Below are 14,968 nucleotides of genomic sequence, written 5' to 3' on the forward strand. Positions count from 1 at the left end.
AAATCACACGAAGGCAAACATAAGTTACGTGTCGAGGAAATTAGCCAACAGCTGATGGCCCTGCTCGCTGAGGATACTCTCAGGATGGAACTGCACCCCTTCTAAGGGCAGCGTACGGTGGCGGAAGCCCATGATCTCATCCGGCTCGCCATTACGCAGGCTCCAGGCCGTGACGTCGAATTCTGCGGGCAGCGTATCGCGCGCCACAATGAGTGAATGGTAGCGCGTAACGGTGAGCGGATTATTAAGGTCGCGAAAAACGCCCTGATTGGTGTGCTGGATAACAGAAGTTTTGCCGTGCATCACCTGCCGCGCGCGCACTATCTGCGCGCCATAGGCTTGCGCAATCGCCTGATGGCCGAGGCAAACACCCAGAACCGGCAAACGCCCAGCAAAATGGCGGATGGCGTCCAGTGAGATACCAGACTGATCCGGCGTGCAGGGGCCAGGGGAGATCACCAAATGGGTGAGTGGCAGCGTCTCCATCTCCGCCAGCGTGATGGCATCGTTACGCACCACGCGGACTTGTGCTCCCAGCTCACAGAAATACTGGTAGAGATTCCAGGTGAAGGAGTCGTAGTTATCAATTAACAGCAGCATAGTGCCCTCAGGCCAGTCAAACCGCCGCTATTCTACGCATTTTACCGGGCTGGGCTCACCACTTTTGCAAACTGCGCCGTCAGCGGCGTCAGATCGCCCGATACACCAGCATACAGTGCGGTACGCCACGCCTCTCGATCCAGCTTATCCCATGTCAGCAGATAACCGGCGTGCAGCGCCAGCTGTTCAAAGAAAATGCGCTGCGTGCGGCCGTTGCCGGCGCGGAACGGATGCAACACGAAGATTTCACAGTAGTAATGCGCAAGCCGCGCAACAAACTCATCCTGCGTCAGGTTTGTCAGTTGATGTTCATCTTCCAGCGCGCTCATCAGCGCGTTGCCCTCTTTCTCAATATATTCGCAGTGGCAATAGGGTGTCTCATCACGCCAGATATCGATGCTGCGTAACTCCCCTGCCCAACTGTAGAGATCCTGAAACAGCGTGCGATGAATATGGCATAGCCATGGGATGCCGGTGCTGCGCGGGCCGAGTTCCAGCGTGGCTAGCCGGGCGGCACTGAAAGCCAGTTCGGCTTTACGCAACTGCACGTCATCATGAATATCGAGGCGGTTTTTCAGCACCGTATCATTGTGCCAGACATAAGGGTCGCGCACGGCCAGCGTGTTATCCGCCATATTGCCTCCTCAGTGACTCAAGTCGCTCTTCATGTTGCTCAGCCGTCATATCGCTGAGTACGTAGCCTGCAAGACGGCAACTGGCCTGATAACTGGCCATGCGGTGCTGTTGCCACAGGGTGGCTTTCTGTTTTTCGGTGAGTTGGCTGGTCATGGCGCCTCCGACAAGCAATTTGCCCTAAGTATAAGAGCTAATTTTAGCTTTGCTGGAGAGCAGCAGAACGCGCCGACGATCGCCGGCGCGTTAAATCATTAAGGCAGGACTTTCGCAGAAAGGATAACAACCGGTTTTGACGGCACATTTTGGTACGGGCCGACATCCTTGGTTGGCACCTGAGCAATCTTGTCGATCACATCCTGGCCTTTCACAACTTTACCAAATACCGCGTAACCGAAGTCACGTTGGCCGTGATCGAGGAACGCGTTATCCGCGACGTTGAGGAAGAACTGGCTGGTCGCACTGTCTTTATCAGCAGTACGCGCCATCGAGATGGTGCCACGCAGGTTACGCAAGCCGTTGTCGGCTTCGTTCTTAATCGGTGCCACGGTCTGCTTCTGCTGCATATCCGTGGTGAAACCGCCGCCCTGGATCATAAAGCCAGGAATCACGCGATGGAAAATCGTGTTGTTGTAGAAACCGTTGTTGACGTAGTCGACAAAGTTTTTCACCGAAACCGGGGCTTTCTGGTTGTTCAGTTCGAGTTCGATATTGCCCGCAGAGGTGGTGAGCAGCACATGTGTATCCCCTTTAGCGGCCAGAGCCGAAGCGGATACAGAAGAGAGCGCAAACAGGGCGACTGCCGCTGTCAAAGTACGTTTAAACATGAAAGATTCCTTACCATGAAGTGCAAGCTCAAAAACGAGATCGATTGTAAAGAGCAAGTTATATAAGAGCCAGCGTTTTACCGATATTTACGCTGATGTTGCGATTGTCATACTTTTTTTGGCACGCAATCATTTGCGTGATGAAAATCACACTATTAATGAAATATTTCCCGCTCGTTACACTCGTTGTTTATTAAGATCACAGTTGCATTTACAATTCATGACACTTTTTTGCCAATCCCGGCGCATCACAGGTTCAGAACATGACAAACCGTAATCGCATTGGCCTTACCTGGATCAGCTTTTTCTCCTACGCGCTCACCGGCGCGCTGGTGATCGTTACCGGTATGGTACTGGACAATATTGCCCAATACTTCCAGTTGCCCATCTCAGAAATGAGCAACACTTTCACCTTCCTGAATGCCGGTATCCTGGTCGCGGTATTCCTTAACGCCTGGCTGATGGTGATTGTGCCGTTGAAACGCCAGCTGATTTTTGGCTTTGTGCTGATGATCCTCGCGGTGGCAGGCCTGATGACCAGCCATAACCTGACCATCTTCTCACTGTGCATGTTTGTGCTCGGTGTGGTCAGCGGTATCACCATGTCGATCGGTACCTTCCTGATTACCCATCTGTACGATGGCCGTCAGCGTGGCTCCCGCCTGCTGTTTACCGACTCGTTCTTCAGCATGGCCGGTACCATTTTCCCGATTATCGCCGGTGTGTTACTGGCGCGCATGCTGCCGTGGTACTGGGTATATGCCTGCATTGGCGTCATTTACATCGCCATTTTCGTTCTGACGTTGATGGTGGAATTCCCGGAACTGAAAAGCGAAGCTGCCGTACAAGGTGGCGAGAAAGAGAAATGGGGCATCGGCGTGCTGTTCCTGTCGATCGCGGCGCTGTGCTACATCCTTGGTCAGCTGGGCTTTATCTCCTGGGTGCCAGAGTATGCGACCAAATCGATGGGTATGGACATTGCGGCAGCCGGTCAGTTGGTGGGTAACTTCTGGACCGCGTACATGGTCGGCATGTGGGTGTTCAGCTTCCTGCTACGCTTCTTCGATCTACAGCGCATCCTGATGGTGCTGGCCGCATTAGCGACGGGCCTGATGTACTGGTTTGTCACCACGAACGACGCCAGCATGCTGCACTGGATCATCATGATTCTCGGCTTCAGCTCCAGCGCCATTTACACCACCATCATCACCCTCGGTTCGCTGCAAACCAAAGTCTCTTCGCCGAAGCTGGTGAACTTTATCCTCACCTGCGGCACCGTCGGCACCATGCTGACCTTTGTGGTCACCGGCCCGATTGTGGCGAAAGGCGGCGCACATGCGGCACTCTCTACCGCGAATGGCTTGTATGCCGTGGTGTTTGTGATGTGTGTGCTGCTGGGCTTTGTGACCAAACATCGCCAGCACGGTCATATTACGCACTAATCGGTGACGTGCAGGGGTGAACGTTCGCCTCCGTTGCCTGGTGCCGTAGCAAAAGAGTGCGCAGTGATGCGCACTCTTTTTTATTAAACGACTATCGTCGGAATGTCACCGCTTCCGCCTCGCCCAAATAGATTTCACTGCTCGCGGGCTGCGTTGCCGCCACTACGCTTCCCTGCCGTATCGAGTAGCGCACAGGCACTTGTCTGCGCACCGCATCAAAGCCACCCTCAGCCGGCAGAATAATCAGACTGGCATAGTTACCCACTGCCAGACCGTAATCCTCCAATTGCAACGTTTTCGCGCTGTTGGTGGTAATTAGACTCAGGCCGTTGTCGATCTGTTCATAGCCCATCAACTGACAGACATGTAATCCCATATGCAGCACCTGCAGCATGCTGGCCGTGCCGAGCGGATACCAGGGATCAAACACATCATCATGGCCAAAGCAGACGTTAATATCGGCTTCCAGCAACTCCTTCACCCGCGTGATACCACGGCGTTTGGGATAGCTGTCAAAACGCCCCTGCAGGTGAATGTTCACCAGTGGGTTAGCGACAAAATTAATCTTTGAAAGCTTGAGCAAGCGGAATAAGCGCGAGGTGTAGGCGTTGTTGTAGGAGTGCATCGCCGTGGTGTGGCTGGCGGTAACACGTTCGCCATTGCCATCACGATGTGCCAGTGCCGCCACGGTTTCGACAAAGCGCGATTGCTCATCATCGATCTCATCACAGTGCACATCCACCATGCGGTCATAACGGTTGGCGAGCGCGAAGGTTTTATGCAGCGATTCCACGCCATATTCGCGTGTGAACTCGAAGTGCGGGATGGCACCCACCACATCGGCGCCGAGACGCAATGCCTCTTCCAGCAATGCTTCACCATTTGGATAGGAGAGAATTCCCTCCTGCGGAAACGCCACGATTTGAATATCGATCCACGGCGCCATTTCCGCTTTCACTTCCAGCATCGCTTTCAGCGCGGTGAGAGTGGGATCGGAAACATCAACGTGGGTACGCACATGCTGGATACCGTTGGCAATTTGCCACTTCAGCGTCTGCTGTGCGCGCTGTTTGACATCGTCATGACTGAGCAGCGCTTTGCGCTCCGCCCAGCGTTCAATACCTTCAAACAGGGTGCCGGACTGATTCCAGGCAGGCTGCCCGGCAGTTTGCGTGGTGTCGAGGTGAATGTGCGGTTCGATAAACGGCGCACTCGCCAGCCCGCCTTCGGCGTCCAGTGCGTCACTCTGATCCACGATTTGCGGTGGCTGGGGACGTATCGCCGCAATTTTTCCACCGTTGATTTCCATTTGCCACAAGCCCTGCTGGCCCGCTAAGCGCAGATTGTTGATCCACTTCAGTGACCGGTTCGCCATGCCATCCTCCTGTTTAAAGCAACAGGTTAAGCTAGCACGAAAAACTGTCTGTCAGCGTCATCGATTTTTCGGATGTCATTATTGGCGAACCAGCGAGTGACTTTTCACGGCGCCATCGGCAGTGACCCGTTCTGCACAATATTCAACCAAATAAGCCACTTATCTATTTCGTTCAAAATCAATTACATACCTCAAAATAGGTATATGAGGGTGCGCTTGATGTGCATCAATAAGCGCCTGATGTAGCGCGCTATCGTAAGCGCAGATACCGCAATTTTTGAGGCAAGCATGAGCAAGCACAGTGTCGTGATCATTGGCAACGGCATGGTGGGCCACCGCTTTATAGAAGAACTGATCGATAAAGCCGAGCCCGGCCAATTTGCCATTACCGTCTTTTGTGAAGAACCGCGCGTCGCCTATGACCGCGTCCACCTTTCCGCCTACTTCTCCCATCACACCGCTGAAGAGCTGTCACTGGTTCGCCCCGGCTATTACGAAAAACATCAGGTCAAACTGCTGATCGGTGAACGGGCGATTACCATCAACCGCGACGAAAAACTGATTCACTCTAATACCGGTCGCGCGGTGCATTACGACACGCTGATTTTTGCCACCGGCTCTTATCCGTGGATACCGCCGATAAAAGGCGCCGAAGGCAGCGACTGCTTTGTCTATCGCACCATCGAAGATCTCAACGCCATAGAAGCCTGCGCCCGCCGCAGCCAACGCGGTGCCGTGATTGGCGGCGGTCTGCTTGGCCTCGAAGCGGCAGGCGCACTGAAAAACCTCGGTATCGAAACCCATGTCATTGAGTTCGCGCCCGGATTAATGGCGGAACAGCTGGATGCGCAAGGTGGCGAGCAACTGCGTCGTAAGATCGAACAAATGGGTGTGCGTGTGCACACCGGCAAAAATACCCAGCAAATTGTGCACCACGCTAAAGGCGGTAAGACGCTGGAATTCGCCGATGGCAGCGCGCTGGATGTCGATTTCATCGTGTTCTCCACTGGCATTCGTCCACAAGACAAGCTGGCAAAACAGTGTGGGCTGGAAATCGGCCAGCGTGGTGGCATCGCCATCAACGACCGCTGCCAGACGCGCGATCCGGCGATTTATGCCGTCGGCGAATGCGCAGCCTGGCAGAACCGGCTGTTCGGCTTAGTCGCGCCGGGCTACAAAATGGCACAGGTCGCCAGCGATGCGTTGCTGGGACGCGACAGTGCCTTTTCTGGTGCCGATATGAGCGCCAAACTTAAGTTGCTGGGCGTGGATGTCGGTGGTATTGGCGATGCGCATGGCCGCACGCCGGGCGCGCGCAGCTATATGTGGCTTGATGAGCAAAAGCACATCTACAAACGCCTGATTGTCAGCGAAGACAACCGCACGCTGCTCGGCGCGGTATTGGTCGGTGACACCAGTGATTACGGCAATCTGCTGCAGCTGGCGCTGAATAACATCGCGCTGCCCGATAATCCTGAAGGTTTGATTTTGCCAGCAGGCAGTGGCGAGAAGCCGATATTGGGCGTCGATTCCCTGCCGGACAGCGCGCAAATCTGCTCCTGCTTTGATGTCAGTAAAGGCGATATCGTCAAAGCGGTGCAAGGCGGTTGCCATACCGTGGCGATGCTGAAAAGCGAAACCCGTGCCGGAACGGGCTGCGGCGGCTGCATTCCGCTGATCACTCAGGTGCTCAACGCAGAACTGAGCCGCCAGGGCATCGAAGTCAACAATCACCTGTGCGAGCACTTCCCCTATTCGCGTCAGGAGTTGTATCACCTGATTCGTGTCGAAGAGATCACTTCCTTCGATGCCTTACTGGCGAAATACGGTCAGGGTTATGGCTGTGAAGTGTGCAAACCGACCGTGGGTTCGCTGCTGGCCTCCTGCTGGAACGACTATGTGCTCAAGCCACAACTCGCGCCACTTCAGGACAGCAACGATCTGTTCCTTGGCAATATCCAGAAAGATGGTACCTACTCGGTCATCCCGCGCTCACCTGGGGGCGAAATCACGCCAGAAGGGTTGATGACGATCGGTGCGGTGGCGCGCCAGTACAACCTTTACACCAAAATCACCGGCTCGCAGCGTATTGGCCTGTTCGGTGCCCAGCGTGATGACCTGCCTGCCATCTGGTCGCAGCTGATTGATGCCGGATTTGAAACTGGCCAGGCGTATGCCAAAGCGTTGCGCATGGCAAAAACCTGCGTGGGCAGCACCTGGTGTCGCTATGGCGTCGGCGATAGCCTCGGCTTCGGTATCGAGCTCGAGAACCGCTACAAAGGCATTCGTACACCGCACAAAATGAAGTTTGGCGTCTCGGGCTGCACGCGCGAATGTGCGGAGGCGCAGGGCAAAGATGTCGGCATTATCGCTACGGAAAAAGGCTGGAATCTGTATGTGTGCGGCAACGGTGGCATGAAGCCACGCCACGCCGATTTGCTGGCATCGGACCTGGATCGCGATACCCTGCTGACTTATCTCGACCGCTTTATGATGTTCTATATCCGCACCGGTGACCGCCTGCAACGTACCTCGCTGTGGCTGGAAAGCATGGAAGGTGGTATCGACTATCTGCGCAGCGTGATTATCGATGACAAACTCAGCCTGAATGCGCAGCTGGAAGCTGAACTGGCGCGCCTGCGGGCTGAAGTCGAGTGTGAATGGACTGCAACGGTGAACGATCCCCGGCAGCACATCCACTTCAGCACCTTCATCAACAGCGATCAGCGCGATCCGCTAGTGCAGCACGTCGCTCAGCGCGATCAGCACCGTCCGGCACGTCCTGCCGAGCGTATTGCCATCACCCAGATTGAGGAGATCGACGCATGAGCCAGTGGCATTCCGTGTGTGAACTCGAACAAATCCTGCCTGCCACCGGCGTCTGCGCGCTGGTGAAAGGCCAGCAGATTGCCATCTTCCGTCCGCATGATGATGAGCAACTCTATGCGCTGAGTAACATCGATCCTTTCTCCGCAGCCAGCGTGCTGTCACGCGGCCTGATTGCCGAACATAAGCACACGCTGTGGGTCGCCAGCCCGCTAAAAAAACAGCGCTTCCGTTTAAGCGACGGCGTCTGCCTGGAAGATGCCGCCCGTTCCGTGGCGAGCTATCCGGTGCGCGTTACTGCGGGCCAGGTCGAAGTATGCGCCTGACAGAATTCTTTTACTTTATGAGACGTCACTATGTTTACTGACACCCTGAATACCTGCGCCGCCAACGCGGCGCGCATTGTGCGTACGGCACAGCACAGCCCGCTGGCCTTCTGGATCAGTTCGGCGATGGCGGGCGCTTACGTTGGTCTCGCCATCATCCTGATTTTCACCCTCGGCAATCTGGCCGATCCAGCCTGGCGTCCGCTAGTCATGGGCGCCACCTTTGGTATCGCTCTGACCCTGGTGATCATTGCAGGGTCAGAACTGTTTACGGGTCATACGATGTTCCTCACCGTGGGCGTTAAAGCCGGTAGCATTAGCCAGGGTCAGATGTGGTGTGTGCTGCCGCAAACCTGGCTGGGCAACCTGATCGGCTCGGTATTTGTCGCCCTGCTCTATTACTACGCGGCAGGCGCGATGCTGCCCAATGCAGGCGCACTGATTCACAGCGCGGCGCTGGCGAAAACCACGCAACCGGCAATGGCGCTGTTCTTTAAAGGGGCGCTGTGCAACTGGCTGGTGTGTCTGGCGATCTGGATGGCAGTGCGCACCGAAGGCACGGCAAAATTCATTGCCATCTGGTGGTGCCTGCTGGCCTTTATCGCCTCCGGCTATGAACACTCTGTCGCGAATATGACGGTCTTTGCACTGTCGTGGTTTGGTCAGCATAATGCCGAACTCACCTTAAGCGGCATCGGCCATAACCTGCTGTGGGTGACGCTGGGTAATATGTTCTCTGGTATGGTGTTAATGGGCCTCGGTTATTGGTACGCCACCCCGCAAGCTCAAAGACCGCAAGTGGCGACACAAGCCACTGCGCTCAAATCTGTTTAATCGTGTTAGCCCGCTTTCCGCATCATGCTAATCAGTTTGCGCATCCATCCGGGTGTGCATGAATGCGCACTCTACATCATCGTAGGGTCGTCATTTATGGCGACCGAAAAGGTGCGATTGATGATCATCACGTGGCTCGCGGGCTTTTTTGAGGATGAGCGATGGACTATTTTCCACTGTTTTGCCGCCTGAAGGGCAAACGCTGCTTACTGGTTGGCGGTGGCGATGTGGCAGAACGCAAAGCGCGCCTGCTGCTGGATGCCGGTGCCGATCTGCACATCGGCGCACTGGATTTCTCCCCTGTATTTCAGCAGTGGGCCGAGCAGGGAAAGTTGCACCTCATGTCCGGCACCTTTCAAGAATGCTGGCTAGAAGGCTGCTGGCTGGTGATTGCCGCCACCGACGATGACGCCGTGAATCAGCAAGTGGGCGATGCCGCCGAAGCGCGCCGCATCTTCTGCAATCTGGTGGATGCACCACAGGAAGCCAGCGCTATCATGCCATCGATTATCGATCGCTCCCCGCTGATGATTGCGGTGTCCTCCGGTGGTCGTGCTCCGGTGCTGGCTCGCCTGCTACGCGAGAAGCTGGAAGCGATGCTGCCACAGCATTTAGGCCAACTGGCTTCACTCGCTGGCACACTGCGCAGTCGGGTGAAGAACACTTTCGCCAGCATGGGACAGCGCCGGGCTTTTTGGGAACGCTTCTTTGCCAGCGATCGTTTGGCACAAACGCTGGCTAATCGCGACCAGCCACGCGCCGATCATATCGTTGATACGCTGTTCAATGCGCCGCTGTCACAACAAGGTGAAGTGGTGCTGGTGGGCGCGGGTCCGGGCGATGCCGGATTGCTGACACTAAAAGGGTTGCAGTGTATCCAGCAGGCCGATGTGGTGGTGTATGACCGCCTGGTATCCGAACCGATTCTCAACCTGGTGCGCCGCGATGCAGAGCGCATCTTTGTCGGTAAACAGGCGGGACATCACTGCGTCCCACAGTCACAAATCAACCAGCTTCTGCTGGAGCAGGCCCAGAGCGGCAAACGTGTGGTGCGGCTGAAAGGCGGCGATCCCTTTATTTTTGGTCGTGGCGGCGAGGAGCTGGAGGTGCTGGCGCAGCACCACATTCCGTTCAGCGTGGTACCGGGTATTACCGCCGCGTCCGGCTGTGCCGCCTACAGCGGCATTCCACTGACACACCGCGATCACGCCCAGAGTGTGCGCTTTGTTACCGGCCATCTGCAACAGCAGGGCGAAATTGAGTGGAGTAAGCTGGCAGCAGAACAGCAAACGTTGGTGTTCTACATGGGCCTGAATCAGGCACCCGAGATTCAGCGCCAGCTGTTGCAACATGGTATGGATGCAACTATGCCGGTCGCCATCGTGCAGAACGGCACGACATCAGAGCAACGGGTAGAGACCGCAACGCTGGCTGAACTCAACACGCTGGCGCAGCAGTTTGCCAGCCCAGCGCTGATTATCGTCGGGCGCGTGGTCAGCCTGCGCCGCCAGTTACGCTGGTTTTAAACTTGGCTGCCCCCGTCCGATTGGGCGAGGTCTTACGCGCAAATTCATAAAAAACGGCGAGTCATGACAACTCGCCGTTGTTAGATCATACCGCTCGTCGCTTAAGGCTGAGCCACAAAACCCACTGCTTCGTAGACTTTCTTCAGTGTCTCTTGCGCCTGCGCACGGGCCTTGGTGGCACCATCGCGCATGACCTGATTCAGGAAAGCTTCATCATTACGGAAACGATGATAGCGCTCCTGCAGCTCAGTCAGCATGCCGGAAACCGCTTCCGCCACTTCGCCTTTCAGGTGGCCATACATCTTGCCTTCGAATTCCTGCTCCAGCTGCGGAATCGACTTGCCGGTGACACCTGACAAGATATCCAGCAGGTTAGAGACACCGGCTTTTTCTTTGACGTCGTAGCGTACGACTGGCGGCTCAGCGGAGTCAGTTACCGCGCGTTTGATCTTCTTCACTACCGCTTTGGTGTCTTCCAGCAGGCCAATCACGTTGTTGCGGTTGTCATCCGACTTCGACATTTTCTTGGTCGGTTCCAGCAGCGACATCACGCGTGCGCCTGATTTCGGAATAAACGGCTCAGGAATTTTGAACACATCGCCATACAGTGCGTTGAAACGACCGGCGATATCGCGGCTCAGTTCCAGATGCTGCTTCTGATCTTCGCCCACTGGCACCTGGTTGGTCTGATACAGCAGAATATCGGCCGCCATCAGCACCGGGTAATCGAACAAACCCGCGGTGATGTTTTCAGAATAACGCGCGGACTTATCCTTAAACTGCGTCATACGGCTCAGCTCGCCAAAGTAGGCATAGCAGTTCAGCACCCAGCTCAGCTGCGCGTGCTCAGGCACATGCGACTGTACAAAGATGGTGCTTTTTGCCGGGTCGATACCGCAGGCAAGGTACAACGCTAACGTATCCAGCGTGGCTTTGCGCAGCGCAGCGGGGTCCTGACGAACGGTGATGGCGTGCAGATCGACGATGCAGTAAATGCAGTGGAAATCATCCTGCATCTGCACCCACTGACGCAGCGCACCCATATAGTTGCCAATGGTCAGTTCACCGGAAGGCTGGGCGCCGCTGAAAACGATGGGTTTGCTCATGTTATATCCTGATAATTACAGCCCGAGAGCGGGCAAAAGTTCGCTAAAAGTATCGAGAGTTAAATCGGGTTGGCTGGCGGCAATCGGCTCGCCATAGTTGTAGCCAAAAGTCATACCAACATTGGGTACATCCGCAGCCTGAGCTGCGTGAATATCATTACGAGAATCACCGACAAACAGTAATTCTTTTTGCAGTACGCCAAAGTGACCCAAAACAAGGAAGATCGCTGCCGGATGGGGCTTTTTCACCACCACATCATCACCGCCAATAATCAGCGTGAAGAAATCGGCAATGCCCAGCGATTGCAGCAAAGGCGCGACAAACGGCGTCGGCTTATTGGTGACGATGGCCATCGGCAAGCCTTTGGCGTGCAGCGCCGCCAGCGTCTCTTTCACCTGCGGAAACAGCGTGCTGCCCGCTTCCACCGTTTCGGCGTAGTACTTATCGAACAACGAGCGCGCGTCGCGCTGCTCCTCGGCGTGCGGTTCGCGGCCTAATGCCCAGGTCAGCGCGCGTGTCATCATCACATCTGCGCCATTGCCAATCCAGGTGGAGGCCAGCGCAACGCCGGGCGGCGGCAACTGCAAATCGCCTAAAGCATGATCGATGGCCTGTGACAGACCCGGTGCGCTATCGACCAGCGTGCCATCGAGATCAAACGCCAGCGCGCGGATATCAGTGAAATGAGCCATTAACTTTCTCCAGTTCGCCGCGCATTTCGTCGATCACTTTTTTGTAATCGGGGTGACCAAAGATAGCTGAACCAGCCACAAACATATCCGCACCTGCCGCCGCGATCTGACCGATGTTATCGATCTTCACGCCACCGTCCACTTCCAGACGGATATCGTAACCGCTTTGATCAATCAGACGACGCGCCTGACGCAATTTGTCCAGCGTGCCAGGAATGAAAGATTGACCGCCGAAGCCAGGGTTCACTGACATCAGCAGAATGATGTCGAGTTTATCCATCACGTAGTCGAGGTAATCGAGCGGCGTCGCCGGATTGAACACCAGCCCCGCTTTACAGCCGTGCTCTTTGATCAGTTGCAGCGTGCGGTCAACGTGCTCACTGGCTTCAGGATGGAAGGTAATGTAAGTCGCGCCCGCTTTAGCGAACTCGGGAATCAGTGCATCCACCGGCTTCACCATCAGATGCACATCAATCGGTGCCGTAATGCCATAGTCGCGCAGCGCTTTCAGCACCATTGGCCCCATGGTCAGATTAGGCACATAGTGGTTATCCATCACGTCGAAATGCACCACATCCCCGCCTGCTGCCAGCGCTTTGGCGGTATCTTCGCCCAGGCGAGCAAAGTCAGCAGCAAGAATTGAAGGGGCCAGCAAAAATTGTTTCATCCGATTCTCCCAATTTTGTGCGCCAGCCAGAGCTGGCGTAATGCGTTGGTCGCGGACGAAACAGGCTAGCGGAAAAGCGCCAGCAGTTCGTCAACCTGAGTGCGACCACTTATGCTTCGGCTGATGGAACGCCGGGCTTTGACTACGTGTAAAACCGCATTCTGATACCACTCACGCGTAAGCAGCGTGTCGTGGTTGGAAATCAGCACCGGTATGCTGTTTTCATGTGCCAGCTTATTTGCCAGCTCGGCCAGATGCTGCTGCTCGCGCAGGCTAAAGCTATTGGTGTGGTACGCGGTAAAGTTCGCCGTCGCCGATAAGGGCGCATACGGCGGATCGCAATAAACCACTGAGCCAGCAGGGGCGTTGTTCAGAGTAACATCGTACGATTCACAGACAAAGGTCGCTTTTTGCGCCCGTTCGGCAAACCACAACAGCTCCGCTTCCGGGAAGTAAGGTTTGCGATAACGACCAAAAGGCACATTGAACTCACCGCGCAGATTGTAACGGCACAAACCGTTATAGCCATGCCGATTGAGATAGAGAAACAGTAATGCACGCTGATATTCATCTTTGCTGGCGTTAAATGCCAGACGTTGCGCGTAATAGGTCTCTGCGATATTACCTTCAGGCGTGAACAACTGCCGCGCGTCTTCAATGAACTCAGCCGTGCGGTTTTTAACGATGTTATAGAGATTGATCAGGTCACCGTTGATGTCCGCCAGGTGATAGCGATCATAATCGGTGTTGAGGAACACGGAACCGGCACCCACAAAAGGTTCGACTAAACAGTCACCTTGTGGCAAATGACGACGGATATCGTCAAGCAGCGGGTATTTCCCTCCGGCCCATTTAAGGAAAGCGCGATTTTTCTTCATGCTGTCGTGGTTATTACATCTTAATTATGGGCTGTGGTGGAACCGACAGCAGCTTTGCGCTTTAAACGGGGCCGCGCGATCGCAGCCCCACATCAATTACTGACTTTCTTTCTTCACCTGACTCAACGGTTTTACCCACGGATTTGCCGCACGGACTTCAGCCGGCAGTGATGCCACTGCACGCTTGGCATCGGCTGGCGTAGCGTAAGCACCGCTGACCAACACATACCAGGGCTGACCGTTACGCGTGGTTTTATACACGTGATAACCGCTCAGATTTTGTTTCTTCGCCCAGGCATTCAGGCTCTCTTCTTTCGACGCACCGCTCAACTGCAGCGTGTAGCTTCCGCCCGTTGGCAGTGACTTACTGGTACCGCTGCTGGCGCTCACCGGCGCATTATGCGCGGCAGTGGTATGCGTTTTATTCTCTTTTGCTCCGGCTGCCGGTTTCGACGTGGTCGGCGCTTTATGCGCGGTGTTGCTGTGCGTTTCACGTGAACCATTGCTGTTGGTACGCGCAGGTGTCTCAGAGCGCATCGCCGGAGGCGTTATCGCTTTGCCGTTACCGCTTACGGTAGCAGGAGCGGTCGGCAATGAACTGTTGCCTTGTGCACCCTGTGCCGCGTTATCAACCTGGCCTTGCTGATTGCTCAGCGCACTGTTGAGATCGCCCGGCAGCGTTACACGTTGCTGATTGGCGGGCGTATCGACAGGTGCAGCTTGCGTCGGCGTTGAAGACACTGCTGGCATTGAAATCGAGTTGGAATCGCCGCCTGCTGAAGAGGAGGATGCCGCTGGCGTCTGCGATGCGTCCGCTGAAGGTGTGGCGCTTTGCTGGCCACTCATGGACGTCGAGCCGGAAAGGTCGATGTTCTTTTCACCACCGGTTGCCGTTGGCGCCGCATTGCCATTGCTGGCCGTGTTTGCGGGTTTCTTATCATCCGGACCCGTCAATGCCGAACCAATACCCAGCACCACCAACAGCAGAACAAGGATGCCGATCCCCATCATCATATGCTGACGAGAAACAGGTACCTTCGCTTTCGGCGCAGAAGACGTTTTGCGTGGCCGCGTTGGACGGCGGTCACTGGCATCAGGTTTTAACTCGTCTTCCGGTTTGAACTCATCCATCTAGCCTCCTCCGTAAAACAGCACGCTTCCCACGCACCGCATCACCACTCACTGCTTTATCCGTGATACTTCAAGCTGAAACGACGTTGGCTGCATCCTATCAT

General features: G+C 55.4%; 15 protein-coding genes. 5 read left to right on the forward strand and 10 right to left on the reverse strand.

The annotated features are described in order from the left end of the window. Positions 1–24: 24 nt before the first annotated feature. The 4 genes from VI01_RS03915 to ppiA all read right to left on the reverse strand — a co-directional run bounded on the left by VI01_RS03915 (position 25) and on the right by ppiA (position 2,060). Positions 25–600 (reverse strand): aminodeoxychorismate synthase component II, encoded by a 576-nt coding sequence (locus VI01_RS03915; protein WP_038644298.1) that lies wholly within the window; start codon positions 598–600, stop codon positions 25–27. Positions 601–641: 41 nt separating this feature from the next. After that, positions 642–1,235, reverse strand: coding sequence for a putative adenosine monophosphate-protein transferase Fic (locus VI01_RS03920; RefSeq protein WP_045814051.1), 594 nt, complete (start codon positions 1,233–1,235; stop codon positions 642–644). Next, positions 1,225–1,389, reverse strand: a complete 165-nt coding sequence (locus tag VI01_RS24635) for a YhfG family protein (RefSeq protein WP_075564071.1) — start codon at positions 1,387–1,389, stop codon at positions 1,225–1,227. Before VI01_RS24635 ends, VI01_RS03920 begins: the two co-directional genes overlap by 11 nt. A 98-nt stretch (positions 1,390–1,487) precedes the next feature. Then, positions 1,488–2,060: a peptidylprolyl isomerase A gene (gene ppiA, locus VI01_RS03930; RefSeq protein WP_045814053.1), complete on the reverse strand. Its 573-nt coding sequence runs from the start codon at positions 2,058–2,060 to the stop codon at positions 1,488–1,490. Between the two features lie 263 nt (positions 2,061–2,323). On the opposite strand from ppiA, the gene tsgA reads away from it, so the two are divergent. Next, positions 2,324–3,502 (forward strand): MFS transporter TsgA, encoded by a 1,179-nt coding sequence (gene tsgA, locus VI01_RS03935; protein WP_045814054.1) that lies wholly within the window; start codon positions 2,324–2,326, stop codon positions 3,500–3,502. 91 nt (positions 3,503–3,593) lie between these two features. Here the strand turns inward: tsgA and VI01_RS03940 are convergent, their stop codons facing one another. Then, on the reverse strand, positions 3,594–4,877 hold the full coding sequence (locus tag VI01_RS03940; RefSeq protein WP_045814055.1) for a cytosine deaminase: 1,284 nt from the start codon (positions 4,875–4,877) through the stop codon (positions 3,594–3,596). Positions 4,878–5,165: 288 nt separating this feature from the next. Here VI01_RS03940 and nirB point away from each other — a divergent pair, with 288 nt between their 5' ends. The 4 genes from nirB (at position 5,166) to cysG (ending at position 10,389) form a co-directional block, all read left to right on the forward strand. Then, positions 5,166–7,706 (forward strand): nitrite reductase large subunit NirB, encoded by a 2,541-nt coding sequence (gene nirB, locus VI01_RS03945; RefSeq protein WP_045814056.1) that lies wholly within the window; start codon positions 5,166–5,168, stop codon positions 7,704–7,706. After that, entirely contained in the window at positions 7,703–8,029 is a 327-nt protein-coding gene (gene nirD, locus VI01_RS03950) for a nitrite reductase small subunit NirD (protein WP_045814057.1), read from the forward strand. Before nirB ends, nirD begins: the two co-directional genes overlap by 4 nt. 30 nt (positions 8,030–8,059) lie before the next feature. Next, entirely contained in the window at positions 8,060–8,863 is an 804-nt protein-coding gene (gene nirC, locus VI01_RS03955; protein WP_045814058.1) for a nitrite transporter NirC, read from the forward strand. 161 nt (positions 8,864–9,024) lie between these two features. Beyond that, positions 9,025–10,389: a siroheme synthase CysG gene (gene cysG, locus VI01_RS03960; protein WP_045814059.1), complete on the forward strand. Its 1,365-nt coding sequence runs from the start codon at positions 9,025–9,027 to the stop codon at positions 10,387–10,389. 101 nt (positions 10,390–10,490) lie between these two features. Here the strand turns inward: cysG and trpS are convergent, their stop codons facing one another. From trpS to VI01_RS03985, 5 genes are all read right to left on the reverse strand, one after another. Continuing rightward, positions 10,491–11,495: a tryptophan--tRNA ligase gene (trpS, locus tag VI01_RS03965; RefSeq protein WP_034819607.1), complete on the reverse strand. Its 1,005-nt coding sequence runs from the start codon at positions 11,493–11,495 to the stop codon at positions 10,491–10,493. 15 nt (positions 11,496–11,510) lie between these two features. Continuing rightward, positions 11,511–12,188, reverse strand: coding sequence for a phosphoglycolate phosphatase (locus VI01_RS03970; protein WP_045814060.1), 678 nt, complete (start codon positions 12,186–12,188; stop codon positions 11,511–11,513). Beyond that, entirely contained in the window at positions 12,172–12,855 is a 684-nt protein-coding gene (gene rpe / locus VI01_RS03975) for a ribulose-phosphate 3-epimerase (RefSeq protein ID WP_034819612.1), read from the reverse strand. Before rpe ends, VI01_RS03970 begins: the two co-directional genes overlap by 17 nt. A gap of 65 nt (positions 12,856–12,920) precedes the next feature. Continuing rightward, complete coding sequence (dam, locus tag VI01_RS03980) at positions 12,921–13,733, reverse strand: adenine-specific DNA-methyltransferase (RefSeq protein ID WP_038644286.1); 813 nt, start codon at positions 13,731–13,733, stop codon at positions 12,921–12,923. Positions 13,734–13,829: 96 nt separating this feature from the next. Beyond that, on the reverse strand, positions 13,830–14,864 hold the full coding sequence (locus VI01_RS03985; protein WP_045814061.1) for an SPOR domain-containing protein: 1,035 nt from the start codon (positions 14,862–14,864) through the stop codon (positions 13,830–13,832). Between the last annotated feature and the right edge of the window lie 104 nt (positions 14,865–14,968).

It is taken from the genome of Pantoea sp. SM3, assembly GCF_000963995.1.
Classification (GTDB): Bacteria; Pseudomonadota; Gammaproteobacteria; order Enterobacterales; family Enterobacteriaceae; genus Pantoea; species Pantoea rwandensis_B.

Bases quoted from the DNA above. Each gene is read 5' to 3' on its own strand.
- trpS (WP_034819607.1), bottom strand. From the start codon at position 11,495: ATGAGCAAACCCATCGTTTTCAGCGGCGCCCAGCCTTCCGGTGAACTG.
- rpe (WP_034819612.1), bottom strand. From the start codon at position 12,855: ATGAAACAATTTTTGCTGGCCCCTTCAATTCTTGCTGCTGACTTTGCT.
- cysG (WP_045814059.1), top strand. From the start codon at position 9,025: ATGGACTATTTTCCACTGTTTTGCCGCCTGAAGGGCAAACGCTGCTTA.
- VI01_RS24635 (WP_075564071.1), bottom strand. From the start codon at position 1,389: ATGACCAGCCAACTCACCGAAAAACAGAAAGCCACCCTGTGGCAACAG.
- VI01_RS03985 (WP_045814061.1), bottom strand. From the start codon at position 14,864: ATGGATGAGTTCAAACCGGAAGACGAGTTAAAACCTGATGCCAGTGAC.
- nirC (WP_045814058.1), top strand. From the start codon at position 8,060: ATGTTTACTGACACCCTGAATACCTGCGCCGCCAACGCGGCGCGCATT.
- VI01_RS03970 (WP_045814060.1), bottom strand. From the start codon at position 12,188: ATGGCTCATTTCACTGATATCCGCGCGCTGGCGTTTGATCTCGATGGC.
- nirD (WP_045814057.1), top strand. From the start codon at position 7,703: ATGAGCCAGTGGCATTCCGTGTGTGAACTCGAACAAATCCTGCCTGCC.
- tsgA (WP_045814054.1), top strand. From the start codon at position 2,324: ATGACAAACCGTAATCGCATTGGCCTTACCTGGATCAGCTTTTTCTCC.
- dam (WP_038644286.1), bottom strand. From the start codon at position 13,733: ATGAAGAAAAATCGCGCTTTCCTTAAATGGGCCGGAGGGAAATACCCG.
- VI01_RS03920 (WP_045814051.1), bottom strand. From the start codon at position 1,235: ATGGCGGATAACACGCTGGCCGTGCGCGACCCTTATGTCTGGCACAAT.
- VI01_RS03940 (WP_045814055.1), bottom strand. From the start codon at position 4,877: ATGGCGAACCGGTCACTGAAGTGGATCAACAATCTGCGCTTAGCGGGC.
- nirB (WP_045814056.1), top strand. From the start codon at position 5,166: ATGAGCAAGCACAGTGTCGTGATCATTGGCAACGGCATGGTGGGCCAC.
- VI01_RS03915 (WP_038644298.1), bottom strand. From the start codon at position 600: ATGCTGCTGTTAATTGATAACTACGACTCCTTCACCTGGAATCTCTAC.
- ppiA (WP_045814053.1), bottom strand. From the start codon at position 2,060: ATGTTTAAACGTACTTTGACAGCGGCAGTCGCCCTGTTTGCGCTCTCT.